Raw genomic sequence first — 26,572 nt, forward strand, 5'->3', positions numbered from 1 at the left:
GTGCTGCTGCGCGGCACCAAGCGCGAAGACGTCGAGCGCGGCCAGGTGCTGTGCAAGCCGGGTTCGATCACCCCGCACACCAAGTTCGTGGCCGAAGCCTACATCCTGACCAAGGAAGAAGGCGGCCGCCACACCCCGTTCTTCACCAACTACCGCCCGCAGTTCTACTTCCGTACGACGGATGTCACGGGGATCATCAAGCTGCGCGAAGGCGTGGAAATGATCATGCCGGGCGACAACGCCGAGCTGGACGTCGAGCTGATCACCCCGATCGCCATGGAAGAGAAGCTGCGCTTCGCCATCCGTGAAGGCGGCCGCACCGTCGGCGCCGGCGTCGTCGCGAAAATCGTCGAGTAGATCTCGACGGTCTAGCTTCGGCTGAGACAAGCGAAGAGCCCCGGAGAGCGATCTCCGGGGCCTTTTTGCTTTGGGGGCTCACACACTTGCCCCCACCTGGCGGCTGCGCCGCCTGTCCGCCCCCGCAGGGGGTGGAGCCTCACGGCGTCGACGACAAGGCTCTTCCCCCTCTGGGGGAAGACGGTCGCGAAGCGACCCGTAGGGGGCAAGCGGTCGCCCGTCCCCGAAAATAATCGCTCCCCAATGTCGCAAGACGCGGCCCTGGCTCGTCATTCCCAGGAAGGCCAAGCGCGGACGTTCGCAGGAGACGTCCGCCATCAACCGCCGGTGGGAAAAATTGCGATGACGTCCTGCCCTTCCATCTCGCCGACTCCATACCCAATTGAACGAACGTTGATCGGTCGCCGTGGTCGGGCGACCGTTGGCCCTGGGGAATCGGCGATGGGTCTTTCGGCGATCAGCCGTCCGGCCAGCGCTCCGAGGCCGGCCATATCGTTAAGCGATTTGACTATTAAATCACTTAATAATATGGATCGCCGCCATGACGACCAGCGATCCCATTTGCGGACCCGGAGCCTGGCGCGGACCGCCCACGCCCAGCGACCCGATCGCCCAGCGCCTGAAGACCATTTCGATGCTGACGCGCCAGATCGGCCGCAAGATCGGCGAGAGCCTGGGCGTCAACATCACCGACATGGCCGCCCTGGAGCATCTGCTGAACAACGGGGCGATGACCCCCAGCCAGCTGGCCGCGCACCTGAAGGTGACGACCGCCGCCGCCACCCAGATCGTCGATCGCCTGGAGCGGGCTGGTCACGTCGCGCGCGAGCGACGAGCCAACGACCGGCGCAAGATCTGCGTCATGCCCGTGCCCGCCTCGCTGGATCGGGCCTTCGCGCGGCTGGCGCCGATGATCGAGGGACTGGACGGGGTCATCGCGGGCCTCTCGCCCGCCGAACGCCAGGTCATCGAGCACTTCCTGGACCAGGTGGTCGATGTCTATGGGGCCGTCGCCGGCCAGCCGCCGCCGCCGTCCGCCGCCCCGCCTTCTCGTTGAGATAGATCCGGCCGCCCCCTCGGCCACGCCCGCAGGTGAATGTTGATGAGTAAGATCATGACCGGAGAGCGCCAGCGCCCACGGCCATTCCGATCCGGAACCTCCCTCCTGACCCTTGCCCTGGGCCTGGCGGGCCTGGCCGCGGCCGGCTGCGTGAACACCCCGCGCCCGACGCCGGACACCCGCTTGCCGGCCGCCTACGAGGCCCCCGCCGGCGCGGCCCAGGCGGACCTGGACCGCTGGTGGATCAGTTTCAACGATCCGCAGCTGACCAGCCTGATCGAGACGGCGCTGGAGAAGGCCCCCGACGCCCGCAGCGCCGCCGCGGTGCTGGACGAAGCTCGGGCCGTCCGCAAGGGCCAGGTCCGCCAGATCTGGATTCCCAGTACGCCCCTGACCGGAAACGCGGGCCGCACGCATACCGAAATCCTCAGCCAGACCGTCCCCGCCGGCGGCATTCCCTTCACGCGGGGCGGCGACAGCGACAGCTACAACGCCAATTTCGACGTGTCGTGGGAGCTGGACCTGTTCGGCCGCAAGCGCGCCGGCCTGGGCGTGGTCAACAACGACTTCGCCGCCGCCCGCTTCGCCTATGAAGGCGCCCGCGCCTCGCTGGCCGCCAATGTCGCCCAGTCCTACTTCGAGGCCCGCGGCCTGGCCGTGCAGCTGGACGACGCCCGCCAGACCGAGCGCATCAACAGCTCGTTGCGCGACTTCGCGGTCAAGAAGGCCAACGCCGGCCTTATCGCCACCTCGGAGGCCGACCGCGCCGAGGCCGACCTGGCCGACACCCAGGCCCGCGCCGCCAACCTGGAGGCCCAGCTGGGCGCGGCGCGTCGCAGCCTGCTGATCCTGGTCGGGCGCGGCGTGGATCCTCTGGCCAGCCTGCCGGTCGACGTCAGGCTGGATCTGGCCCCGCCCGTGCCCGCCACCATCCCCGGCGACCTGCTGGGCCGCCGTCCGGACGTGCGCGAGGCCCAGGCCCGCCTGGCCTCGGCGTCGAAGACGCTGAAGGTCAACGAACTGGCCCTGCTGCCGACCTTCAACATCACGCCCGGCGTGGGCCTATCCAAGAGCGTGTCGCCCAGTTTCGGCGGCGGCAGCGGCAAGAGTTCGACCAGCACGTCCACCTGGACCCTCGGGGCCAACGTCTCGATCCCGGTGCTGAACATCCCCGCCCTGCTGGCCGACATCGACGCCCAGGACGCCCGCACCCGCCAGGCCGCCATCGCCTTCGAAAAGGCCGTGCAGACCGCCTATGGCGAGGCCGAGAACGCCATGCTGCAACTGGCCGCCGACCAGCGCCGCGTCGACCTGCTGACCGCTGGCGAGGCCCGGGCCCAGCGCGCCTACGAGGCCAACCGCAAGGGCTATGGCCTGGGCCTGATCGACCTGACCACCACCCTGCAGGCCGAACAGTCCTGGCGCGCCTCGCGCTCGGCCCTGACCGGCGCCCGCACCGACGCCCTGCTGCACGCCGTCCAGACCTACAAGGCGCTGGGCGGCGGCTGGTCGCCGACGTCCGTGGCCCAGACCGCGAAACAGACCGCGAACCCGACCCAAGTTTCCTCGAAATGAGACCCTTCCCCATGACGACCCGCACCGCGCTCGCCGCCATGATCCTGATCGCCTCGACCGGCCTGACCGCCTGCGGCGACAAGAAGGACAAGCCCGCCGAGAAGGCCTCGGCCGCCGCCCAGCCGCGCGCGGTCAGCGTCGGCGCCGTCGAGACCCGGCCGTTGGGCGGCGGGGTCGAGGCCTCGGGTCAGCTGGTCTCGCGCGAGGAGGCCGCCGTCGGCTCCGAGCTCAGCGGCTACCGCGTGGCCCGGCTCTATGCCGACGAGGGCGACTGGGTGCGGGCCGGACAGCCGCTGGCCCAGCTGGACGCCACCCTGCTGCGGGCCCAGGTCGACCAGCAGGCGGCCCTGACCGCCCAGGCCCAGGCCGAGGCCAAGCGCGTGGCCGGCCTGGACGGCCAAGGCGTGCTCAGCCAGGAGCAGATCGAAACCCGTCGCTACAACGCCAAGGCCCAGGAGGCGGCGCTGAACGAGTTGCGCACCCGGGTCTCGCGGATGACCATCACCGCCCCGGTCAGCGGCCGGGTCCTGCAGCGCGGCGTCCAGCCAGGCCAGATCGCCGGCGGCGGGACGACGCCCTGGTTCACTATCGCCCGCGACGGCCTGGTCGAGCTGGACGCCGAGGTCAACGAGGCCGATCTGGCCGGGGTCCGCGCCGGCCAGCCGGTCCAGGTCAGCCTGCCCGGCGGCCAATCGGTGCCGGGCGTGGTGCGCCTGGTCAGCCCGCGGGTCGACAGCGCCAGCCGCCTGGGCAAGGTGCGGGTGCGCCTGCCCGTCCGTCCCGACCTCCGGCCCGGCGGCTTTGGCCGCGCCACCTTCGGCGCCTCGGGCGCGCCCGTCACCGCCATTCCTGAAACCGCCATCCGCTACGAGGCCGACGGTCTCTATGTCATGACCGTCGATGGCGCCAACCGCGCCCACCAGACGCCGGTCAAGATCGGCCAGAAGGGCGGCGGCTGGGCCCAGCTGGTCCAAGGGCCGCCGGCCGGGACCCGCATCGTGCTGGGCGGCGCCTCGTTCGTCACCGACGGCGACGTGATCCGTCCGGCCGCCACCACCCAGCAGGCGGCCCGCTGATGGCTACTGAGCACAAGAACGGCGAACTCAAGGTCTCCGCCTGGGCGATCAAGAACCCGATCCCCGTGGCGGTGCTGTTCATCGCCCTGATCATCGCGGGCGTCGGCTGCTATCTGGGCCTGCCCATCAAGCAGTTCCCGAATGTCGAGTTCCCCGCCGTGACGGTGACGGTCACCCAGAGCGGCGCCGCGCCCGGCGAGATGGAGACCCAGGTCACCCGCCCGATCGAGGACGCGGTGGCCAGCATCTCCAACGTCAAGACCATCCGCTCGTCGGTGGTCCAGGGCGCCTCGACCACCACGATCGAATTCAACCTCGGCGAGGACCTGCAGAAGGTCACCGACGAGGTGCGCTCCAAGGTCGACCAGACCCGCGCCATCCTGCCCCGCGAGGTGGACGAGCCGATCGTCCAGCGCCTGGAGATCACCAGCGCCCCGATCATCACCTACGCGGTCTCGGCCCCGACCATGAGCGCCACCGAGCTGTCGTGGTTCATCGACGACACCGTCACCCGCGCCCTGCAGGGCGAGAAGGGCGTGGCCCAGGTGGCCCGGGTCGGCGGGGTCGATCGCGAGATCAACGTCGTCATCGACCCAGACCGCATGGCCAGCTTCGGGGTCACAGCGCCGCAGCTGAACCAGGCCCTGGCCAGCTTCAGCGTCGACGCCCCCGGCGGACGGGCCAAGATCGGGGGCCGCGAGCAGACCCTGCGGGTGCTGGGCGCGGCGACCACCGTCGAGCAGCTGCGCGCCATCACCATCCCGGTGTCCGGCGGCCGCTACGTCAAGCTGACCGACGTGGCCCAGGTCGGCCAGGGGGCTGAGGAGGAGCGCGGCTTCGCCCGCCTCGACGGCAAGCCCGTGGTCGCCTTCCAGGTGATGAAGACCCGCGACTCCAGCGACGTCGCCGTCGAGGACAACGTCAAGAAGGCGGTGGAGGGTCTGCAGGCCAAGCAGCCGGGCGTCACCTTCGTGAAGATCTTCTCGACCGTCGACGAGACCCGCGCCAGCTTCGCCGCCACCGAGCACACCCTGCTGGAAGGCATGCTGCTGGCCTCGCTGGTGGTGTTCCTGTTCCTGCGCGAATGGCGCGCCACCCTGATCACGGCCATCGCCATGCCGGTGTCGCTGATCCCCACCTTCGCCTTCATGGCGATCATGGGCTTCTCGCTGAACGTCGTGACCCTGCTGGCCCTGACCCTGGTCATCGGCATCCTGGTCGACGACGCCGTGGTCGAGATCGAGAACATCGAAAAGCGCGTGGCCCGGGGCCAGAGACCGTTCCAGGCGGCGATGGAAGGGGCCGACGCCATCGGCCTGGCCGTGGTGGCGACCACCTTCACCATCGTGGCGGTGTTCGTGCCGGTGTCCTACATGCCCGGCACGCCCGGCCAGTTCTTCAAGGAATTCGGCCTGACCGTCGCGGTGGCCGTGCTGTTCTCGCTGGTGGTCGCCCGCCTGCTGACGCCGCTGCTGGCCGCCTATTTCCTCAAGCCCTCCAAGGACCCGCACCCGCGGCGCGAGTTCCAGGGCTTCTATCGCGGCGTACTGGACTGGTCGCTGGATCACCGCATCCTCAGCCTGGTGATCGGCACGGTGATCCTGCTCGGCTCGTTCGCCCTGGCCGGCCTGCTGCCCACGGCCTTCCAGCCGGCCGGCAACGCCAACTATTACTATCTGAAGGTCCAGGGTCCGCCCGGGGCGACCACGGCGGACATGGAGCGCACCGTTCAGTCGGTGACGGCCATGTTCCGCAAGCGTCCCGAGACCGCCCACGTCTTCGCCCAGGTCGGGTCGAACATCGGCAGCGGCTGGGGCGGCCAGAGCGGCGCCGACCTGCGCGACGCCACCATCACCATCGTGCTCAACGGCAAGCGCGACCTGACCGTGACGCAGATCAAGCAGGCGGTGCGCAACGAGCTGCACGACATCCCCGACGCCCGCGTCAACCTGCTGGGCGACTGGGGCACGTCCGAGGTCCAGACAATCCTGATCTCCGACGACGGCCCGCTGCTGGAGCGCACCGCCGCCCGGATCGAACGCGAGATGCAGAAGCTCTCCACCGTGGCCGATCCGCGGCCGTCCTCGCCGCCCAGCGGTCCGGAGATCGTCATCCGGCCAAAGCCCGACGAGGCCGCCCGCCTGGGCGTCAGCGCCGCCGACATCGCCGCCATCGCCCGCGTGGCCACGGTCGGCGATATCGACGCCAACGTCGCCAAGATGACCCAGGGCGAGCGACGGATCCCGATCCGGGTGCGCCTGCCGGCCGAGACCCGCGCCGACCTCGACGCCCTGGGCGCCCTGCGCATCCCCACGGCCAGCGGCGGCACGACCCGGCTCGACACGGTCGCCGACCTGTCGTTCCAGGCCGGTCCGGCCAAGATCGACCGCTTCGCCCGCAAGCGGCAGGTGACCATCGAGGCCGACCTGGCCAACGGCGCCCAGCTGGGCCAGGCGATGAGCGACGTCGGCAAGCTGCCGACCATGAAAAACCTGCCGCCCAGCGTCGGGCCGGCCACGGCCGGCGACCAGGAGGCGTTCGTCGAGCTGTTCACCGGCTTCGCCGTCGCCCTGCTCTCGGCGGTCGGCCTGGTGTTCGGGGTGCTGGTGCTGCTGTTCCGCAGCTTCTTCAAGCCGATCACCATCCTGTCGGCCCTGCCTCTGGCGATCGGCGGCGCGTTCTTCGCGCTGCTGGTCACCGGCCAGTCGCTGTCGATGCCGTCGCTGATCGGCTTCCTGATGCTGATGGGCCTGGCGGCCAAGAACTCGATCCTGCTGGTCGAGTACGCCATTGAGCAGGAGCGGGCCGGCATGAGCCAGCGCGACGCCATCCTCGACGCCTGCCACGAACGGGCCCGGCCGATCATCATGACCACCCTGGCGATGATGGCCGGCATGCTGCCCACGGCCCTGGGCATCGGCACCGGCTCGGAATTCCGCCAGCCGATGGCCGTGGCGGTGATCGGCGGCCTGATCACCTCGACCGTGCTGTCCCTGGTGCTGGTGCCGGTGGTCTATGAGATCGTCGACGACATCGAGCGCTGGCTGACCCCCAAGCTGTCGCGCATGACCACCCCGCGCGAGGCGACCGGGGCGGCGCTGTCGCCGGTGGACCGGCTGTAAGGCGATCATAATCGGCTTCGGAAGCGAAAACCTCGTCCTTCGACAGGCTCAGGATGAGGTTTTCCACCACCGCCGAAGACTGGTCCTCATCCTGAGCCTGTCGAAGGGCGAGGACCACGCGCCGCGCTTGAAGATTCGGCCGGGCCCCTAATCCAGCAGCGAATTGACCGTCGGCGCGCCGGCCGTCTTGGCGCTGATCGGCTCGCACCAGGCGAAACGGCCGTTGGGGCCGTCGGTGCGCCGCGCCGCCAGGCCGGCCTCGTACATCTCCTGGCCCAGGTCGACCCCGTCCAGCTTGACGACCGCCAGCTGGCGATGGAACTCGTCGAAGCCTGTCGCCGGCTCGACGGCGATGTCGCGGGCGTCCTTGATCTTGGCCCGCACCCAGACCAGCGTGGCCTGGGCCGCCGTGGCCTCGGCCCAGCAGCGGGCGTCGGGTATGCCCTGCGGCGCATAGGCGTTGACCAGCCGCACGTGCTTGCCGTCGATCACCATGGCGTCGGCGCTCAGCACCCGCACGCGGTCGCCCAGGCCGGGCGGCGGGGTGATGGACGCCGGCGGGTCGGGCGTCCGCTGGCACGCGACCAGGCCTGCGACGGCCAGGGGCAGGACGATAAGCTTGGCGCGGATCAACGGATCACCCCCGGTTGCACGGGCAGGATAACGTGTTCTCGCGGAGGCGGGAACCGGCCGGCGCGCGGTGAAGCCGCTACAGCGAAAACAGTCCCGTCAGCAGCGGCCGGGCGAACAGCCGGGCCGCTTCGTCGCGCTCGAGGCCGGGCGCCCAGATCCCCAGCGAGGCGGCGGCGTTGAGCATCGAGTTGATCATGTGGGCCGCGATCATCGGGTCCACCGCCCGCACCGAGCCCTCGGCCACGCCGTCGGAGATGATCGCCGCGAAACGCTCGGAGCCGCGGTTGTAGCCCTGCACCATCTCGTGGCGGATCTCGATCGGCAGGGCCCCCATCGACGAGGCGCGCAGCAGCGGGCCGTGCTCGGACAGCTGATAGGCGACCAGGGCGGCGGTGGCCGAGGACAGCTGGGTCCAGCCGTCGGCCCCCAGGGCGCGGGCGTCGGCCTGGGCCTTGCGGGTGACGGCGAAGGTGCGCTCGAAGCATTCGACCACCAGGGCGTCCTTGTCCTCATGGTGGTGGTAGAACGAGCCCTTGGTGACGTTCAGCTGGGCCGAGATTTCCTCGACCGAGGCCCCGCGATAGCCACGCTGGTTGATCAGCCGGGTGGCGGCGACCAGGAAGGTCTCGCGCCACTCCTGGCCCTCGGGAGACTGCGGGGTCGGGTCGGGCAGGGGCAGGGGCGCCCAGGCGGCATGGCCGCCAGCGCCCTGCGGCGCCAGGCCGTGGACCAGGATGTCGTACATCTTGTCGCGCACGCGGCCATAGTCCTCGACGTCGTAGCGGCGCAGCCATGAGCCCGACCAGAACAACTGCTCCAGCAGCAGGTGGGTGCGGGCGTTGCGGTCGCGCTTGTCCAGGGGATCGAACTGCGGGCCCTCAAAGAAGCCGCGCACCCGCCGGAACAGGTCGTTGAACGCGCCCTGCACCGAGCCGCGCAGGGGCTCCTTCAGGGCCCGCATCTCGGTGAAGCTGGTCAGGGGCGCGGCCTCGCCCAGGCGCACCCGGCGGTTCAGATCGAGATAGAGGTCCAGGAGAGCCAGCAGGCGGCCAGGCGCGTCCGGCGCCTTGGCCGCCTCGCCGACCAGGGCGTCGAAGCGCTCCAGGCCGCGCATGAAGCAGGCGGCGGCCAGGTCGTCCTTCTTGCGGTAGTAGTAGGTGACGCTGGTGGTGATCAGCCCGACCTTGGCGGCCACGTCCGACAGGGTCATGCCCTTGACGCCCTGGCGGTTCAGGATCGCGGTGGCCGCCGCGAGGATGGCTTCCTTCTTCCTGGCGTACCGCTCGGTGGCGGGGCTGGCGATCCGGCCGTCGTCCATCTGTCGCCCCCTCGTTGCCGGCTCACGGTCTTGTTGGACCCGTGGGTCCAGATTTAGGAAGCCTGGTCTTCGCCACAAGGCGCGACTCGCTTCGGTGCGCCTTCGTGGACCCGGAATCTTGCAGCCGTGTTGCGGTATTTGGGCGACGACGGGATTCGAAAGGCTAGGACGCCCGGGAGATGGGGGTGGAGGCCGTATCGGCCGGCGGGCCCAGCACGGCGGCGATGGCCTGGACCAGGGCGGCGGGCGACAGCGGCTTGGCCACCGCGCCGTTCATGCCGGCGGCGATGTAGGACGCCCGCTGGTGGGCCAGGGCGTTGGCGGTCATCGCGACGATCGGGGTCGCGCCGGCCTCGCCGCCCAGGCCGCGAATGCGCCGAGTGGCCTCGACGCCGTCCAGGCCGGGCATCTGGATGTCCATGAACACCAGGTCGAAGCCCCGGACGTCGCGCTCGACAGCCTCGACTCCCTGGACCCCGTCCTCGGCGGTCTCGACCTCGGCGCCCATGGCCTGCAGCAGCCGGCTGGCGATCAGGCGGTTGGTGGCGTTGTCCTCGACGATCAGCACGCGCGCCCCGGCCAGCAGGGCGATGTCCGCCGGCTCGGCGGGCGCGACGGCCTCGGAGGCCGGCGGGGCCGCGATCTCCAGCCAGAACAGCGAGCCGCCTTCCGGCGGACTGGAGAAGCCGATGTCGCCGCCCATCAGGATCGCCAGGCGCCGGGTGATGGCCAGGCCCAGGCCGGCGCCCCCGAACCGGCGGGTGGTCGAGCCGTCGGCCTGGCTGAAGCGCTGGAACAGACTGTCGGCAGTGGCCGCGTCGATGCCGACGCCCGTGTCCTGGATCTCGAAGCGCAGGCGCCGTTCGCCGGGCCGTCCGGCCGGGGCCAGGCGAACCTGGACGCCGCCCTCCAGGGTGAACTTCACGGCGTTGCCTACCAGGTTGAACAGCGCCTGGCGCAGGCGCAGGGGATCCGCGCCGATCCAGCCGACCCCGGGGGCGACCGTGACGGTCAGGCTCAGGCCTTTCTGCGTGGCCAGGGGACGCAGCAGGTCGGTGACGCTGCGCAGCACCGCGGCCGGATCGATCGGCTCGGCGTGCAGCTCCAGCTTGCCGGCCTCGACCTTGGAAAAGTCGATGATGTCGTTGAGCAGTTCCGACAGCATGGCCCCGCAATCGAGCGCCTCGGTCAGCAGCTGGCGGCCGTCGGCGGAAAGGGGCTCGCGCTTGAGCAGGTGCATGACCCCCAGCACGCCGTTCATCGGGGTGCGGATTTCGTGGCTCATATTGGCCAGGAACTGGGACTTGGCCTCGGCCGCGCTCAGGGCGGCGTCGCGGACGGCGACCAGTTCGGTGACATCCTGGCTGATGCCGATCACGTCCCAGCTCTTGGCGCTGGCGCCGCGCGCCCCGCGCCAGGCGGACCGCATCCATATCCATGTCTGGTGGGCCGGGTCGAAATAGCGGTAGGTCAGCACGTGGTGGTCGCCGGTCGCCAGGGTCTGGCTGAACGCTTCCCAGACCCTCTGCTGGTCGTCCGGATGGACCGAGCCGCTCATCTCGCCGATGGTCATGGTCCGCACGCCGCCCTCCGGCGAGGACGGGGTGGGGACATCCTGCTCGAAGACGTAGATCCCCTTGCGCGGGTCGAACCGCCAGACATAGACGCCAGCGGCGTTGCGCAGCAGCTCGTTGGCGCGCTCGGACTGCTGGCGCTGGATCCGCCGGGCGCGGTCCTCGGTGAAATCCTGGAACACGATCAGCAGGGCGTCGCGCCCGAACGCCTCGGGCAGCAGTTTGGATTGCGAGCACACCCACAGCCAGCCGCCGCCCTTTCGGGCCAGACGGTGCTCGGCGCGGGCTTCGCCCTGGGCGCGCAGGGTGTCGCCAGCGCCGCGCAGGACGTCGGTGTCGTGCAGGTGAAAGAAGTCGCGCATCGGCCGGCCCAGGGTCTCCTCGGGCGTCCAGCCGGTCAGCCGTGTCCAGGTCGGATTGACCCGGAGAATGGCGTCGTTCTCCAGCACCACGAACATGTCGAGGCTGCTTTCGAAGAACCAATCGGCGGCGGCCTGTTCGAGGCCGGACGCCGCAAGTCCCCCCGCCGGCTCGTCGCGCAAGTGCTTGCCCATCCCCGTTCCCTGGTTTTCAATCGATATGCGCATGATCGCGTGAAGGACGCGTTGCGACATACCGTCTCTTCGGTCAGCGCCAAGAACAGCACTGCAGGAGGGATATTTGAGCACGCCTGAAGCCGTGGGCCTGTCGTCCGACCGACTGAAGCGGATCGACGCCTTCATCCAGGAACGCTACGTCGCGCCCGGAAAGCTGCCCTGCGCCCTGGTCCAGGTGTGGCGTCGCGGCCAGTTGGCGCACACGACGATCCTGGGCGCGGCGGACAAGGAGCGCGGGTTGCCGCTGCAGGCCGACAGCCTGTTTCGCATCTATTCGATGACCAAGCCGATCACCTCGATCGCCTTCATGATGCTGGTCGAGGAGGGCAAGGTCGCACTGGACGATCCGGTGCACCGGTTCATCCCGTCGTGGAAGAAGCTCGGCGTGTTCCAGGCCGGGGTGGCGGGCGCCTTCGTGACCCGGCCCGTCGACCAGCCGATGCGGGTCCTCGACCTGCTGCGCCACACCGCCGGCCTGACCTACGGCTTTCAGCAGCGCACCAATGTCGACGCGGCCTATCGCAAGCTGAAGCTGGACGGGGTCGACAGCGAAGGGGGACTGGAGGCCTTCGTCGAAACCCTGGCCAGCGTGCCGCTGGAATTCTCGCCGGGCGAGGCCTGGAACTATTCCGTGGCCACCGACGTGCTCGGCTACCTGGTGCAGGTGATCTCCGGCCAGCCGTTCGACCAGTTTCTGAAGGAACGGATCTTCGACCCGCTGAAGATGGTCGATACCGGCTTCTTCGTGCCCGAAAGTCAGCGCCACCGCTTCACCGCCTGCTACACCCTGAACCCCCGGGGCGAGACGGTGCTGCAGGACGATCCGACCACCAGCCGCTACCTGTCCGACCCGCCCCTGAAGTCCGGCGGCGGCGGCCTGGTCTCGACCGCCGACGACTACATGCGGTTCTGCCGCATGCTGCTGAACGGCGGCGAGCTGGACGGGGCGCGGATCGTCAGTCCCAAGACCCTGAAGCTGATGACCCTGAACCACCTGCCGGGCGGGCGGGAGCTGACGGAGATGTCGCGGTCGCTGTTCAGCGAGACGGTGTTCGAGGGGCTGGGCTTCGGCCTGGGATTCGCCATGACCGTCGACCAGGCGCGGACCCGGAACCTGGGCTCGCTGGGCGAGTATTTCTGGGGCGGCATGGCCTCGACCGCCTTCTGGATCGATCCGGTCGAGGATCTGGCGGTGGTGTTCATGACCCAGCTGATCCCGTCCTCGACCTATCCGATCCGGCGCGAGCTGCGGACGCTGGTCTATGCGGCGCTGACAGGGAGCGCGGCATAGAGGTCGCGCGCCGCCGCCCAAACGCCCCCTGACGCGACGGACCTCTGGACTTCGGCGGCCGGTCGTGCAGGGTTGCTTCAAACAATCGTTCAAACTCAAGAACGCCAAGCGCAGGGGTGAAGCACGCCATGACCGCGATCAACACTGTCACGGACCTGACCGTCGAAGGCGACATCGGTGTCGTCACGCTCAACTCGCCGCCGGTCAACGCCCTGTCGGCGGCCGTGCGCGAAGGGCTGAAAGGCGCGTTCGAGCAGGCGATCGCCGAGCCGGCGGTCAAGGCCATCGTGCTGATCTGCGAGGGCAAGACCTTCATCGCCGGCGCCGACATCACCGAGTTCGGCAAGGCCATGACCGGCCCGTCGCTGCAGGACGTGCAGGACGTCATCGAGAATTCACCCAAGCCGGTGGTCGCCGCGATCCACGGCACGGTGCTGGGCGGCGGGCTGGAGGTGGCGCTGGTGGCCCACTACCGCGTCGCCGTCCCCTCGGCCAAGGCGGGCCTGCCGGAGGTGAACATCGGCCTGCTGCCGGGCGCGGGCGGCACCCAGCGCCTGCCGCGCGTCGTCGGGGTCGAGAAGGCGCTGGAGATGGTCACCACCGGCCAGCACGTGCCGGCCAAGGCCGCCCTGGCCATGGGCCTGTTCGACTCGATCGTCGAGGAGGGCGCCCTGCGCGACGGGGCGATCGCCTTCGCCCGCGTGGTGCTGGCCGAGGACAAGCCCCTGACCCGCATCCGCGACCAGAACGCCAGGGTCGAGGCCGCGCGCGGCAAGCCCGAGATCTTCAGCGAGTTCCGCAAGGCCAACGCTCGCAAGTTCCGCGGCTTCCTGGCTCCCGAGAGCAACATCCAGTGCATCGAGGCGGCGGTGAACTTGCCGTTCGACGAGGGGCTGAAGCTCGAGCGCAAGCTGTTCATGGAACTGATGACCGGCAGCCAGTCGGCCGCCCAGCGCCATGCGTTCTTCGCCGAGCGCCAGGCCGCCAAGATCCCCGACGTGCCGGACGACACCCCGATCCTCCCGGTCAGGAAGGTGGGCGTGATCGGGGCCGGCACCATGGGCGGCGGCATCTCGATGAACTTCCTCAACGCCGGCATTCCGGTGACGATCATCGAGGCCAAGGCGGAGAACCTGGAACGCGGCGTCGGCGTCATCCGCAAGAACTACGAGAACACCGCCAAGAAGGGCCGGCTGACGGAAGCCGACGTCGAAAAGCGCATGGGTCTGCTGACCCCGTCGATGAACCTGGAGGATCTGGCCGACTGCGACCTGATCATCGAAGCCGTGTTCGAGCTGATGGAGATCAAGCAGGAGGTGTTCGGCAAGCTGGACAAGATCGCCAAGCCTGGCGCGATCCTGGCCAGCAACACCTCGTATCTCGACATCGACGTGATCGCCGCCTCGACCAGCCGGCCGGAAAGCGTGATCGGCCTGCACTTCTTCTCGCCGGCCAATGTCATGCGCCTGCTGGAGATCGTGCGCGGCGAAAAGACCGGCAAGTCGGTCATCGCCACCTCGATGCAGATCGGCAAGACGATCGGCAAGGTCGCGGTGCTGGTCGGCAACTGCCACGGCTTCGTCGGCAACCGCATGCTGGCCCAGCGCCAGCGCGAGGCCATGAGCCTGATTCTGGAAGGCGCGATGCCGTGGGACGTCGACCGGGTGCTGTACGACTTCGGCCTGCCGATGGGACCGTTCGCGATGAGCGACCTGGCCGGACTCGATATCGGCTGGGACCCGGCCAAGACCTCGTCGTCCACAATCCGCGAGGTGCTGTGCGAGATGGACCGTCGCGGCCAGAAGAACGGCAAGGGCTTCTACGACTACGACGAGAACCGGGTGGCCCGGCCTTCGAAGGAGGTCGAGCAGGTGATCCTCGACTTCGCCGAGAAGCGCCAGGTCCAGCGTCGCCAGATCAGCGACCAGGAGATCCTGGAGCGCTGCCTGTACCCGATGGTCAACGAAGGGGCCAAGATCCTGGAGGAGGGCAAGGCGATCCGGGCCTCCGACATCGATACGGTGTGGATCAACGGCTACGGCTGGCCGGTCTATACCGGCGGCCCGATGTTCTGGGGCGAGCTGGTGGGGCTGGACAAGGTGCTGGCCGGGATGAAGGCGTTCCAGGCCAAGCACGGCGACGACTTCAAGCCCTCGGCCCTTCTGGAGCGCCTCGTCGCCGAGGGCAAGGGGTTCAAGGACGCTTGAGGATCGCGGACAACCGCTGGGGACAGGCACATGTGCCTGTCCCCGACCCGTGTCCCGTCTCTTGCGTCGAGTAGGAAGCCGCAATGACCTCGATCCAATCCATGATGACCGCCGACCACGGCGTGATGGGCGACATCCTGCGACAGCGGGCGGCCGAGGCTCCCGACCGTCCGGCCGTGGTCATGGAGACCGGCGAGGCCGTCACCTACGCCCAGTTCGACGCCCTGGCCGACCGGGTCGCCGCCGCCCTGCAGCGCGACGGGGTCGGGCAGGGCGAGGCGGTCGCCGTCTGCGCCCTGTCGTCGATCCCCTATGCGGCCCTGTTCCTGGGGGCCTTGCGGGCCGGCGTCGCCGTCGCGCCCCTGGCTCCGTCGTCGACGCCGCAGGCCATCGCCGGCATGGTCGCCGACTGCGGGGCGCGGCTGGCGTTCCTCGACGCCGGCGCGGCCGAGGCCCAGGCGGCCGCGCCCCTCGCCGTGCGCCAGATCGCCCTGGACGGCTCGGGCTTCGCCGAGGCCTTCGAGGCCTGGCTGGCCCCCGAGGGCGCGGTTCCGGCCGCGGTGACGATCGGGCCCGAGGCTCCGTTCAACATCATCTATTCCAGCGGCACCACGGGCGCGCCCAAGGGCATCGTCCAGTCGCACGGCATGCGCTGGAAGCATGTGTTCCGCGGCGACGCGGTGGGCTATGGCTCCGACGTCGTCACCCTGCTGTCGACCCCGCTCTATTCCAACACCACCCTGGTCTGCTTCTTCCCCACCCTGGCCGGCGGCGGGACCGTGGTGCTGATGACGAAGTTCGACGCCGGCAGGTACCTCGAACTCGCCCAGCGTCATCGCATGACCCACACCATGCTGGTGCCGGTGCAGTACCGCCGCCTGATGGACCGGCCCGATTTCGGCGACTTCGACCTGTCGCCGACCCAGCTCAAGTTCTGCACCAGCGCCCCGTTCCCGGCCGAACTGAAGGCTCAGGTGCTGGCCCGTTGGCCGGGCGGGCTGGTCGAGTATTTCGGCATGACCGAGGGCGGCGGGACCTGCATCCTGATGGCCCACGAGCATCCGGACAAGCTGCACACGGTGGGCCGTCCTGCCCCCGGCCACGACATCCGGCTGATCGACGAGGACGGCGTCGAGGTGGGGCCAGGCGTGATCGGCGAGATCGTCGGCCGCTCGGCCGGCATGATGACCGGCTATCACGGCCAGCCCGGCAAGACCGCCGAGGCGACCTGGATCTCGCCCGAGGGCCTCGGCTTCATCCGCACCGGCGACGTCGGCCGGTTCGACGAGGACGGCTTCCTGACTCTGATGGACCGCAAGAAGGACATGATCATCAGCGGCGGCTTCAACATCTATCCCAGCGACATCGAGGCCCAGATCGTCCAGCATCCCGACGTGGTCGAGGCGGCGGTGGTCGGCGTGCTGTCCGACGCCTGGGGCGAATCGCCGGTGGCCTTCGTGGCGCTCAAGTCCCCGGCGGCAGGGCGAATTGACGCGGACGGGTTGAGGGCGTGGGTCAATGCTCGCCTTGGCAAGACCCAGCGGCTGGTCGACCTGAAACTCGTCGAATCCCTGCCCCGCAGCCATATCGGCAAGGTGCTGAAGCGCGAGCTGCGCGACGCCTGGACGGCTTCTGCCTAGGTCGAAGATTCCGGACACATTTTTGCCGCGACGGCGCGCCGCATCCGGCCCTCCCGAGTCACTCGATACGGTCTCTTAACCATAACGGCCTCGTTGCGTGACAGGGCCGGATTGTTCGGAAACGACGTGTGATGCAAGCCCACCCCCAAGTGTCGCCGGAAGTCCGCAGGCAGGCCCAGGCCGAGGCGGCCCTGGCCGCCGCCGGCGTCCCCCAGGATTTCGCGGCCGTGGAGAGGGTGCTGCGACAAGGCCTGACCCCGGGGCTCGACGCCCGGCTGGCCGAGCGCTTCGACCGTCCCACCGCCGTCCGCGCCGTCGCTGACCGCGTCGCCGCCCTGACCGCCGCCCTGGTCGCTTCCGGCGTTCGCCGCGGCGGCGTCTGCATCGTCCCGGCCCTGGCCTCGGCCGCCACCCTGGAGGCCATCGCCGCCGCCGGCCTGCGGCCCTGGCTGGTCGACGTGGATCCCTGCAGCTGGATGTTCGATCCGGTCCACCTGCGCGGGCGCCTGGGCCAGGCCCCGCCGCCGATCGAGGCCATCGTCCCCACCTGCGCCTTCGGCCGCGCGCCCGACATGACCGCCTGGGCGGCCTTCCAGCGCGAGACCGGCCTGCCGATCGTGGTCGACGCCACCGACGGCTTCGACGTGGTCATGGAAGCGCCGGTTCCGGTGATCGTCGGCCTGCCCAGCGGGCGTGGCGTATTCGTGGCCAGCCAGGACGCCGACTTCGTCGCCCGGCTCGACGCGCCGGCCTTCGTCGGCGACGCGGGCCTGGAAGGCTGGTCGGGCCAGCGCCTGCGCCTGGCCACCGCCGCCCAGCGCCTGCGGATGCTGCTGCTGGGCGCTCGGGTCGGCTTCCAGCCGGGCTGGGGGATGAGCTGGGTGTCGGACGCCTGGGTCGTCAGCCTGCCGGAAGGAACCGCTCCGATCGTCGCGGCCCGGCTGGCCGAGATGGGCTACGCCACCAACCCGGTCGGCCCGGGCGTCGTGATCCGCGACCAGACCCCCGTGGCCGACCGCCTGGCCCAGTCGGTGCTGAGCCTGCCGTTCCACGCCGATCTCGGCATCGCCGAACTGGACGAGCTGGCGGAGGCGGTCAGGAAGGCGCTTTAACTCGCCTTCTCCCAAAGGGAGAAGGAGGGGCCCGCGCGAAGCGTGGGAGGATGAGGGGTTACACCTTATCCGATTTCACTCAGCGCCCTGCCGGCACGCCGTCTGACGTCCAAACCCCTCTCCCTCCCATCGCGATGCGATGGGCCCCTCCCTCTCCCTCTGGGAGAGGGTTCAAGTCCGGTCAACGTCCCGCCACGTACGCCTCGACCTCCGCCACCCGCCGCGCCTTTTCCGCCTCGTCCAGGAACGAGCCGGTAAAGCTGTTCCTGGCCAGGGTCGCCAGCTCGTCGCGCGTCAGGTCCAGGGCCTGGGCCGTCTGGACGTAGTTCTCCAGCAGATAGCCGCCGAAATAGGCCGGGTCGTCGGAATTGACCGTCGCCTTTAGGCCCAGCTTCAGCATGCGCTTCAGCGGATGGTCCTTCAGGTCCGACACCCCGCACAGCTTCAGGTTCGACAGCGGGCAGACGGTCAGGGTCGTGCCGTCCTGGACCAGGCGGGCGGTCAGGCAGTCGTCCTCCAGGGCGCGGTTGCCGTGGTCGATGCGGTCGACGTCGAGGATGTCGACCGCCTCCCAGACATAGGCCGGCGGGCCTTCCTCGCCGGCGTGGGCCACGACCTTCAGGCCAAGGTCCCGGGCCGCCTGCATGACGCGGGCGAACTTGGCGGGCGGATGGCCGACCTCCGAGGAGTCCAGGCCCACGCCGGCGATCTTGGACAGGTGCGGCCTAGCCTGCTCCAGGGTGGCGAAGGCCGAGGCCTCGTCCAGGTGGCGCAGGAAGCAGAGGATCAGCTTGGACGTCACGCCCAGCTCGCGCTCGGCCTCTTCCATGCCCTCGACCAGGCCGTCGATCACCGTCTCGAAGGCCACGCCGCGGTCGGTGTGGGTCTGGGGGTCGAAGAAGATCTCGGCGTGGGTTCCGCCGTCGGCCTTCAGGCGGCGGAAATAGGCCAGGGCCAGGTCCCTGAAGTCGGCGGCGGTCAGCAACACGCCCGCGCCCTGGTAATAGATGTCCAGGAAGTCCTGCAGGTTGGAGAAGGCGTAGGCGGCGCGGATCTCGTCCACAGTCTTGAACGGCAGGGTCACGCCGTTGCGCGCGGCCAGCTCGAACATCAGCTCGGGCTCGAGGCTGCCCTCGATATGCATGTGCAGTTCGGCCTTGGGCAGGCCGCGGACGAAGGTTTCGAGGGCGGTGTCGGTCATGGTGGGATTATGAGCGCCGGGGGCGGGGGTGTTCAACAGGGATCGTGCGGTGATCACTTGCCCCCTACGGACCGCTTCGCGGTCGTCTTTCCCCCATAAGGGGGAAGAGCGCCAGCGCGTGAGGCTCCGCCCCCTCTGGGGGCGGACAGACCGCGAAGCGGTCAGGTGGGGGCAAGTCGGTGCGGCCCGAACATGCTAGAAGCCGCTCCGTGACCACCGACCAGCTTCCCATCGCCATCGAAGACCTCGGCCCTGACATCGGCTTCGCCGAGGCCCAGGCCGCCGCCCTGTACGGCCGCGACTACCGCAAGGCGCTGGCCAGCGACGACGGTTTCCAGCGGCTGGACGCGGTGGAACGGTTGGCGGGGGCTCGCGCGGCGTTGTCCGCCCAGGAGGCGGCGGTGATGGACATGGCCGCCGGCCGTGGCCACGCCCTGGCCGAGATCGTCCGGCTCACGGGGCGGGAGGCCGCCTTCGTCGAAGCCCTGGTCCTGGGCGCCTGCGCCAAGCTGGTGACGCACTACCAGGCGGTGGGCGAGGCCGACGACGAGGTCGGGCCGGGGCCGTTGCGACTGCCGGGGCCTTTTTTCTGATCGGGGACAGGCGCATGCGCCTGTCCCCAGCCGGTCTCATGACATCGGCTGGGCCGGCGGCGGGGGCTCGGGCAGGGGGGTGAATTCCTGGTCGTCCAGGTCGGGCAGCTTCATGCGCTGGGCCCGCCAGTCGGCCTTGGCCTGCTCGATGCGTTCCTTGGACGAGTGGACGAAGTTCCACTCGATGAAGCGCGGCCCCACCGGTTCGCCCCCCAGCAGCATGACGGTCGAAGGCTCCAGCGCCTCGAAGGTGATCGTCTCGCCCGGCTTGAACACCGCCATCTGGCCAGCGTGCAGCACCTGGCCGGCGGCCTCGACCTTGCCGACGGCGACATAGGCGGCGCGTTCGGGATATTCGGCCGGCAGGCCGGCCTTGGCCCCCGCCGCCAGCTCCCAGTGCACGTAGAACAGCGGCGAGAACACCGGCACCTTGGCTTCGGCGCCGAACGCCTTGCCGGCGACCAGGGCGGCCTTCAGGCCGTTGGCTTCGTAGACCGGCATCTCGTCCCGAGGGTGGTGCGAGAAGCGCGGAGCGATCTCCTCCTGGCCGTCGGGCAGGGCCACCCAGGCCTGGATGCCGTGCATGGCGCCGCCGACTTCGCGCAGGTGCTCGAAGCGCTCGGAGTGGGTGATGCCGCTGCCGGCGGTCATCCAGTTGACCTCGCCCGGCCGGATGTCGATCTGCGAGCCGACGCTGTCGCGGTGGGTGATCTCGCCCTCGAACAGGTAGGTCAGGGTCGACAGGCCGATGTGCGGGTGGGGGCGCACGTCGACGGTGCGCGGAAAGCCGGGCTCGAACGTGACGGGACCCATGTGGTCGAAGAAGGTGAAGGGCCCCACCATCCGCCGGCTGTGGAACGGCAGCACGCGGCCGACCTCGAAGCCGCCGAGATCCTTGCGGCGCTGGTCGATGACGAGGTCGATCATGGGGAGGGCTCCGGTGTGGTGGAGCGGGCAATGTGGCGGTTGCGGATTGGGGATTCTAGAAGAAATCTCGCGCGGCGAGGTTCAGCGCAGAAGCGCCGGGATGTCCCGACCCGGACCGAAGACGCGGACGATCTCCACCGACCCGCCATGGTCTCGATAGGCCACGTTGTAGCGACGGATGACGTTCAAGAATCTCACGGGAAGTCTGGTCAGATCGGGCCGAACGTGGCCCAGAGCCGGACGCCGCGCCAAGCGAGCGAAAGCGGCCAGCAGCGTGTCGCGGACCTTCGTCGCCGCATCGACGTCGCGAGCGGCGATATAGCTGACGATATCCAGAATGTCCCGCCGCGCCGCCGACGAGACCTTGTAGCCGGTCATGCGGATTTCAGCAGGAGGTCCAGTTCGCGAGCCAGGTCTTCCCCAGTCACGCTGTCGCCTTGATCCAGCTGGTCGAGACCGATCTGCAAGTCCGCGTTCAATCGCTGAAGTCGCCCGTCCCGAAGCGTATCGGCGGCGAACAGCAGGCGCAGGCCTTCGCGGACCACTTCGCTGGCTGTGGTGTAGAGGCCGGATTCGACTTTTTCGGCGATCCGGCGCTCAAGTTCGGGAGTCAGGGACACGTTCATGGCGTTGCTCCGACAGCTTCGGCGCCAAGATATAGCAGTTTTTGCTATGCTGTCCGAGTCCGCCTCAGCCCAGCGGGCTCACATACGGGCTGACCAGGCCCAGCGGCACGGCCGTCGAATTCTTGACGCCGCGGATGACGATCCGGCTCTCGATATTGCTGACCAGGCCCAGCGACAGCAGCTTGTCGCGCAGGAACTCGTCGAAGGCGCGCATGTCGCGGGTGACGATTCGCAGCTCGTAGTCGGCCGCGCCGGTCACGGTGGCGCACTGCACCACTTCGGCCCACTTGGCGACCGCCTGTTCGAAGACCTCAAGGTTCTCCTTGGTCGGCAGCGACAGCTTGGCGGTGCAATAGACCTCGAAGCCCAGGCCCAGTTTCTCGCGGTCCAGAATGGTCACGCGGCGTTGGATGACGCCTGCGTCCTCCAGCCGCTTGATCCGCCGCCAGCACGGGCTGGACGACAGGCCGACTCGCTCGGCGATCTCGGCGACGGACAGTCCGGCGTCGTGTTGGATGAGATCCAGGATCTTGGCATCCACGGCGTCGAGTTGTTCGGACAAGAATTCCTCCCCCCAGAGGGTGATTGGCGCGTTGATCGTGCGCAAAGCGGCCTTGGGACGGGCACACCTTGGGCAAACAATTTCCCCGTTTCTATAAGATATTGCTGAGCGGGCGAGAAGACCCGGGAGGAATTTTTTTGCTATGCGGCACTCGGAAGTCACGCTCGACGACAAATATCTGCTCGAAGATGGTCGTGCGTTCATCACCGGCGTGCAGGCGCTGATCCGCGTTCTCCTCGACCGAAAGCGCCTGGACACCCGGGCCGGGCTCAATACGGCGGGCTTCCTGTCCGGCTATCGCGGCTCGCCCCTGGGGGGCTTGGACCAGCAGGCCGCGCGGCTTTCCAAGCTGCTCACCGCCCATGACGTGGTCTTCAAGGAAGGCCTGAACGAGGACCTGGCCGCCACCGCCGTCTGGGGCAGCCAGCAGGCCAACCTGTTCCCGGGCGCGACTCACGACGGCGTCTTCGGCATGTGGTACGGCAAGGCGCCGGGCGTGGATCGCACCGGCGATGTCTTCAAGCACGCCAATTTCGCCGGCAGCTTTCCGACCGGCGGCGTTCTGGCCGTGGCCGGCGACGACCACGCCTGCAAGAGCTCGACCCTGCCGTCGCAGTCGGAGTTCGCCTTCCAGGACTTCGAGATGCCCGTGCTGTCGCCGGCCGACGTGCAGGAGGTGCTCGACTACGGCCTGCTGGGCATCTCGATGTCGCGCTTCAGCGGCCTTTGGACCGGCATGATCGCCCTGGCCGACACCATGGATTCGGGCGTGACCATCGACGTCTCGCTGAACCGCCACAGGCTGGCGATTCCCGACTTCCCCATGCCGCCCGGCGGGCTGGGCATCCGGCTGAAGGACCAGCCGATGGAGAAGGAGCGGCGCCTGCGCCTGCACAAGATCCCCGCCGCCCTGGCCTTCGCCCGGGCCAATGGGATCGACCGCGTGGTGCTGGGCGCCTCGCACGTGCGGGTCGGCAAGGCGCGGCTGGGCATCGTCTGCCAGGGCCAGGCCTACAAGGACGTACTGGAGGCGTTCACCGCCATGGGCATGACCCTGCAGGAGGCCGCCGACCTGGGCGTGTCGATCTACAAGGTCGGCATGCCCTGGCCGCTGGAGCCCCTGGGCCTTCGCGCCTTCGCCGCCGGCCTCGAAACCCTGATGGTCATCGAGCACAAGCGCGGCCTGATCGAGCCCCAGGCCCGGGCCGCCCTCTACGACCTGCCGGCTCACGCCCGCCCGCGGATCATCGGCAAGCTGGACGAGCACGGCCATCCGCTGCTGTCGGAGCTGGGCTCGCTGTCGGTGGCCGAGATCGCCCTGGCCGTCTACGACCGCCTGCCGCCCGGCCCGCACATGGAACGGGCCCAGGCCTATCTGAACCGCGTCTCGGCCGCTGGCGTCGCCGCCGTCAGCCTGGCCGCCGACCAGGCCCGCAAGCCGTTCTTCTGCTCGGGCTGCCCGCACAACACCTCGACCAAGCTGCCCGAGGGCAGCCGCGCCCTGGCCGGCATCGGCTGCCACTACATGGCCGGCTTCAACGACCCGATGACCGACCTGAACACCCACATGGGCGGCGAAGGCCTGACCTGGGTGGGCGCCGCGCCGTTCACGACCGAGAAACACGTCTTCCAGAACCTGGGCGACGGCACCTACAACCACTCGGGCTCCCTGGCCATCCGGGCGGCCATCGCGGCCGGCGCCAACATCACCTACAAGCTCTTGTTCAACGACGCGGTGGCCATGACCGGCGGCCAGCGCGCCGAGAGCGGCTTCACCCCGGCCCAGATCACCCGCCAGCTGGCCAGCGAAGGCGTGGCCCGCACGGTGATCGTGGTCGACGACCTGGAGCGCTACCAGGGCGTCACCGACCTGGCCCCGGGCGTCGACGTCTTTCCACGCTCGGAACTGATGAGCGTGCAGAAGATGCTGCGCGACACGCCCGGCACGACGGTGCTGCTGTACGACCAGACCTGCGCCACCGAAAAGCGCCGCCGCCGCAAGCGCGGGACCCTGGCCAAGGCGACCAAGCGCGTGTTCATCAACCCGCTGGTCTGCGAGGGCTGCGGCGACTGCTCGATCAAGTCCAACTGCGTGTCGGTGGAGCCGCTGAACACCGAGTTCGGCCGCAAGCGCAAGATCAACCAGTCGTCCTGCAACCAGGACTACAGCTGCGTCGACGGCTTCTGCCCGTCGTTCATCACCCTGGAGGGGGCCGAGAGCACGAAGGCCAAGAAGGCTCCGGCCCTGACGGCCGACTCCACGCCGCTGCCGGTGTTTGACGACCTCCACGGGGTGCGCCGGATCATCTTCACCGGGGTGGGCGGCACCGGGGTGACAACCGTGGCCTCGATCCTGGCCATGGCCGCCCACGTCGACGGCCGCTCCGGCAGCGTGGTCGACATGACGGGCCTGGCCCAGAAGGGCGGCTCGGTGTTCAGCCACGTCAAGATCGGCGAGACCGAGGAGACCGTGGTCGGCGGCCGCGTGCCCGCCGCCAGCGCCGACGTGCTGATCGCCTGCGACATGCTGGTGGCCGCCTCGCCCGAGGGCCTGTCGCTGTACGCCAAGGACCGCACCGCCGCCTTCGGCAACAGCGACTTCGCCCCCACGGCCGATTTCGTGACCAGCCGCGACATCCGCTTCGACAGCGGGGCCATGGCCCGGCGGATCAAGGGCGCGGTCAAGAGCTTCGACGCCTGCCCGGCCCAGCACTTGGCCGAGACCCAGTTCGGCGACGCCATCTTCGCCAACATGATCATGGTCGGCTTCGCCTGGCAGCGCGGGGTGATCCCGCTGTCCAGCCGCGCGGTCTACCGGGCCATCAAGCTGAACGGCGTCGACTACGAGTCCAACCTGGCCGCCTTCGAGCTGGGCCGCCGCGTGGCGCACGATCCGGCCTCGATGGGGCCCTCAAGCAAGCAGGGGGGCGACGCCGACGTGCCGACGCCGGAGACCATGTCGCTGGACGCGTTGATCGCCCAGCGCTCCGCCGACCTGGTCGGCTACCAGAACCAGGCCTATGCCGACCGCTATCTGGCCAAGGTGGCCAAGGTTCGCGCGGCGGAGGTCGCGGCCGGCGGCGAGGAGAAGAGCCTGCCCCTGACCCGCGCGGCGGCGGTCAACCTCTACAAGCTGATGGCCTACAAGGACGAGTACGAGGTCGCCCGCCTCTATACCGACGGCCGGTTCGCGGCCGAGCTGGCCGGGACCTTCAAGGGCGGCAAGGCCAAGGTCTGGCTGGCCCCGCCGATCCTCGCCCCCAAGGACAAGGACGGCCGTCCGCGCAAGATGGCGTTCGGCGGCTGGATGCTGGACGTCGCCTTCCCGGTGCTGGCCAAGCTGAAGGGCCTGCGCGGCGGACCGCTGGACGTGTTCGGCAAGACCGAGGAGCGGCGCATGGAACGCGGCCTGATCGCCGACTACGAGCTCACCCTGGACCGCCTGGCCGGCGGCCTGACGCCCGAGCGCCTGCCGCTGGCGGCCCGCATCGCCTCGATCCCGCAGGACATCCGCGGCTACGGCCACGTCAAGGACGCCTCGGTGGCCAAGGCCAAGGCCGAGGCGGCGACGCTGTGGAGCCAGTGGGAGGGGTAGGGCTTTCGTTTGGCGACGAAGTCGATAGGGTTGGTGGGTGGAGATCGATCCCCAAATCCTGTCGGCCTGTCCCGACCAGCCGGAAGCGGCGATCGTCTTCCTGCGGCAGGCTGGCCTCTCGAAGATCGAGAGCATCAAGGTGCTGCACGATCGGTTCAACCTATCATTGGTCGAGGGCAAGTCGTTGGTGCACCTGTCTCCCGCCTGGGCGGATGTACGACGGGTCGACGATGCCCTCCACGAAGAGCTGCTGGCTTCGATCGTCAACTCGGCGAACGACTAAGTCGTCGCCTACTTCTGCGCCGTCCCGTCCGCGCGGTCCGGCTTGATGCCGGTGGCGCGGATGTTGGTCACCGACTGCAGGATGCCGAACCAGAACGGCGAGCCCAGCGAGACGGCCAGGCCGGTGATCGCCAGCCCTAGCAGGGTCAGGAAGATCTTCACCGTCGCGCTCCAGCCGCTGCGATAGGGCGTCTTGCAGACGGAAGGCGGCCGCTTGCTGGGCGGCAGGGACAGCAGCGGCTCGTGGACCAGGGCGCATAGGCCCTCCTGGCTCCAGCCGATCGGCAGGGGCAGGTCCTGAGCCAGGTCGGCGGCGCTCTGGCCGCCGTCGCAGGCGCATTCGGGCGCGGCGGCTTCGTCGCCCTCGGTCGCGGCCGGAGCCGGTCCTGGCGCCGGCATGGTCAGGTTGGCCTCGACGTCGCGCGCCTCGCTGGCGCCCTGGGCCGATTGCGAGGCCTGGGCGACCAGGCCGGCCCGCGCCACCGGATCGCGCCACAGGTTGTCGATCAGCTGCAGCGAATTGACGTTGAAAGCCACCGCCACGGCGAAGCCGGCCCAGAAGGTCAATCGATGGACCCAGCGCTTGTAGCTGCCGCTGGTGCGGTCCATCGCCCGGTCGAACCAGGTGGCGACGTTCTGCTGGAACACGTCGAGCTTGCCCTCGGCGTCGTCGAGCATCGGCAGCAGGGCGGCCTTGAGGGGCTCGTTGTTCTCGATGCCGGCGACGGCGGTCTTCAGCTGGGCGAAGCTGAGATGGGTCGTTTCCGACGGCTTCAGCGTCTCGGTCAGGGCCGCTGCGAAGGTCTTGCCCGGGATGTAGGAGGGGGCGTTCTTCAGCAGCGCCCCGCGCTTGGTGCCGTGGTCCTCGGTCAGGCTGTGCGACTTCAGGGCGTTGATCAGCGGGTGGTTCCAGACCGCGCACATTTGCGGCGACCATTCGCCGGACTTGGCTTCCGAGCCGTCGCCGCCTAGCAGGCTCTGCACCCGCTGGAGCAGGAATTCGCTGCGCTTGTTGAGGAAGCTGGAGATGTATTCGTTCATCGCGGTGACGAACAGGCTGACCAGCAGGTAGACGAAGATCAGCCCGATCGCGACATCGAGCGCGGCGCCGAAGTTCATGATGCCCTTCCCTGGGGCGCCGGCCCCGGGACCTCGTCCTGGCGGCCTGCGCCCTCAACCTTGTCGAGCAAGGTTTCACAGCTCGCGAAAAAGGGCAACGAAGCTT

The 26,572-nt window shown here is 69.1% G+C and carries 20 protein-coding genes and 1 pseudogene; 12 read left to right on the forward strand and 9 right to left on the reverse strand.

Features of this window, described 5'->3' with window-relative positions:
• From tuf to EV278_RS04070, 5 genes and pseudogenes are all read left to right on the forward strand, one after another.
• A pseudogene (gene tuf, locus EV278_RS04050) lies at positions 1–357 on the forward strand (elongation factor Tu); the annotation flags it as partial.
• 541 nt (positions 358–898) lie between these two features.
• Complete coding sequence (locus tag EV278_RS04055) at positions 899–1,414, forward strand: MarR family winged helix-turn-helix transcriptional regulator (RefSeq protein WP_132086948.1); 516 nt, start codon at positions 899–901, stop codon at positions 1,412–1,414.
• A gap of 45 nt (positions 1,415–1,459) precedes the next feature.
• Complete coding sequence (locus EV278_RS04060; protein ID WP_243692074.1) at positions 1,460–2,992, forward strand: TolC family protein; 1,533 nt, start codon at positions 1,460–1,462, stop codon at positions 2,990–2,992.
• Entirely contained in the window at positions 2,989–4,068 is a 1,080-nt protein-coding gene (locus EV278_RS04065; protein ID WP_132086950.1) for an efflux RND transporter periplasmic adaptor subunit, read from the forward strand. The genes EV278_RS04060 and EV278_RS04065 overlap by 4 nt, the downstream gene beginning before the upstream one ends.
• On the forward strand, positions 4,068–7,190 hold the full coding sequence (locus EV278_RS04070) for an efflux RND transporter permease subunit (protein WP_132086952.1): 3,123 nt from the start codon (positions 4,068–4,070) through the stop codon (positions 7,188–7,190). The genes EV278_RS04065 and EV278_RS04070 overlap by 1 nt, the downstream gene beginning before the upstream one ends.
• 147 nt (positions 7,191–7,337) lie before the next feature.
• Here the strand turns inward: EV278_RS04070 and EV278_RS04075 are convergent, their stop codons facing one another.
• From EV278_RS04075 to EV278_RS04085, 3 genes are all read right to left on the reverse strand, one after another.
• Positions 7,338–7,823, reverse strand: a complete 486-nt coding sequence (locus tag EV278_RS04075; RefSeq protein WP_132086954.1) for a nuclease — start codon at positions 7,821–7,823, stop codon at positions 7,338–7,340.
• Between the two features lie 76 nt (positions 7,824–7,899).
• Positions 7,900–9,141 (reverse strand): TetR/AcrR family transcriptional regulator, encoded by a 1,242-nt coding sequence (locus EV278_RS04080; RefSeq protein ID WP_132086956.1) that lies wholly within the window; start codon positions 9,139–9,141, stop codon positions 7,900–7,902.
• A gap of 163 nt (positions 9,142–9,304) precedes the next feature.
• On the reverse strand, positions 9,305–11,269 hold the full coding sequence (locus EV278_RS04085; RefSeq protein WP_132086958.1) for an ATP-binding protein: 1,965 nt from the start codon (positions 11,267–11,269) through the stop codon (positions 9,305–9,307).
• Between the two features lie 106 nt (positions 11,270–11,375).
• Here EV278_RS04085 and EV278_RS04090 point away from each other — a divergent pair, with 106 nt between their 5' ends.
• The 4 genes from EV278_RS04090 (at position 11,376) to EV278_RS04105 (ending at position 17,561) form a co-directional block, all read left to right on the forward strand.
• Positions 11,376–12,602: a serine hydrolase domain-containing protein gene (locus EV278_RS04090; RefSeq protein WP_132086960.1), complete on the forward strand. Its 1,227-nt coding sequence runs from the start codon at positions 11,376–11,378 to the stop codon at positions 12,600–12,602.
• A 116-nt stretch (positions 12,603–12,718) separates the two neighbouring features.
• Positions 12,719–14,809, forward strand: coding sequence for a 3-hydroxyacyl-CoA dehydrogenase NAD-binding domain-containing protein (locus EV278_RS04095; protein WP_207905433.1), 2,091 nt, complete (start codon positions 12,719–12,721; stop codon positions 14,807–14,809).
• Between the two features lie 83 nt (positions 14,810–14,892).
• Positions 14,893–16,449: a class I adenylate-forming enzyme family protein gene (locus EV278_RS04100; protein ID WP_132086964.1), complete on the forward strand. Its 1,557-nt coding sequence runs from the start codon at positions 14,893–14,895 to the stop codon at positions 16,447–16,449.
• Between the two features lie 131 nt (positions 16,450–16,580).
• On the forward strand, positions 16,581–17,561 hold the full coding sequence (locus EV278_RS04105; RefSeq protein ID WP_132086966.1) for a DegT/DnrJ/EryC1/StrS family aminotransferase: 981 nt from the start codon (positions 16,581–16,583) through the stop codon (positions 17,559–17,561).
• Between the two features lie 181 nt (positions 17,562–17,742).
• On the opposite strand, the gene EV278_RS04110 is transcribed toward EV278_RS04105, so the two are convergent.
• Positions 17,743–18,762, reverse strand: a complete 1,020-nt coding sequence (locus EV278_RS04110; protein WP_132086968.1) for an adenosine deaminase — start codon at positions 18,760–18,762, stop codon at positions 17,743–17,745.
• A 209-nt stretch (positions 18,763–18,971) separates the two neighbouring features.
• On the opposite strand from EV278_RS04110, the gene EV278_RS04115 reads away from it, so the two are divergent.
• A complete protein-coding gene (locus tag EV278_RS04115; protein WP_132086970.1) occupies positions 18,972–19,355 on the forward strand; it encodes a hypothetical protein in 384 nt (127 codons plus the stop codon).
• Positions 19,356–19,391: 36 nt separating this feature from the next.
• Here EV278_RS04115 and EV278_RS04120 read toward each other — a convergent pair whose 3' ends face one another.
• The 4 genes from EV278_RS04120 to EV278_RS04135 form a co-directional block, all read right to left on the reverse strand.
• On the reverse strand, positions 19,392–20,282 hold the full coding sequence (locus EV278_RS04120; protein ID WP_132086972.1) for a pirin family protein: 891 nt from the start codon (positions 20,280–20,282) through the stop codon (positions 19,392–19,394).
• Between the two features lie 81 nt (positions 20,283–20,363).
• The gene (locus tag EV278_RS04125; RefSeq protein ID WP_132086974.1) at positions 20,364–20,660 is read right to left on the reverse strand and encodes a type II toxin-antitoxin system RelE/ParE family toxin; all 297 of its coding nucleotides are present in this window, start codon (positions 20,658–20,660) and stop codon (positions 20,364–20,366) included.
• The gene (locus tag EV278_RS04130; RefSeq protein WP_132086977.1) at positions 20,657–20,908 is read right to left on the reverse strand and encodes a type II toxin-antitoxin system ParD family antitoxin; all 252 of its coding nucleotides are present in this window, start codon (positions 20,906–20,908) and stop codon (positions 20,657–20,659) included. Before EV278_RS04130 ends, EV278_RS04125 begins: the two co-directional genes overlap by 4 nt.
• 64 nt (positions 20,909–20,972) lie before the next feature.
• Positions 20,973–21,470 carry an Lrp/AsnC family transcriptional regulator gene (locus EV278_RS04135; RefSeq protein WP_029589380.1) on the reverse strand — a complete coding sequence of 166 codons (498 nt, stop codon included), beginning with the start codon at positions 21,468–21,470 and terminating at the stop codon, positions 20,973–20,975.
• Positions 21,471–21,612: 142 nt separating this feature from the next.
• Here EV278_RS04135 and EV278_RS04140 point away from each other — a divergent pair, with 142 nt between their 5' ends.
• The gene (locus tag EV278_RS04140) at positions 21,613–25,065 is read left to right on the forward strand and encodes an indolepyruvate ferredoxin oxidoreductase family protein (RefSeq protein WP_132086980.1); all 3,453 of its coding nucleotides are present in this window, start codon (positions 21,613–21,615) and stop codon (positions 25,063–25,065) included.
• A 37-nt stretch (positions 25,066–25,102) separates the two neighbouring features.
• On the forward strand, positions 25,103–25,348 hold the full coding sequence (locus tag EV278_RS04145; RefSeq protein ID WP_132086983.1) for a hypothetical protein: 246 nt from the start codon (positions 25,103–25,105) through the stop codon (positions 25,346–25,348).
• 8 nt (positions 25,349–25,356) lie between these two features.
• On the opposite strand, the gene EV278_RS04150 is transcribed toward EV278_RS04145, so the two are convergent.
• Complete coding sequence (locus EV278_RS04150) at positions 25,357–26,466, reverse strand: hypothetical protein (RefSeq protein ID WP_132086986.1); 1,110 nt, start codon at positions 26,464–26,466, stop codon at positions 25,357–25,359.
• Between the last annotated feature and the right edge of the window lie 106 nt (positions 26,467–26,572).

It is taken from the genome of Caulobacter sp. BK020, assembly GCF_004342605.1.
GTDB lineage: Bacteria > Pseudomonadota > Alphaproteobacteria > Caulobacterales > Caulobacteraceae > Caulobacter.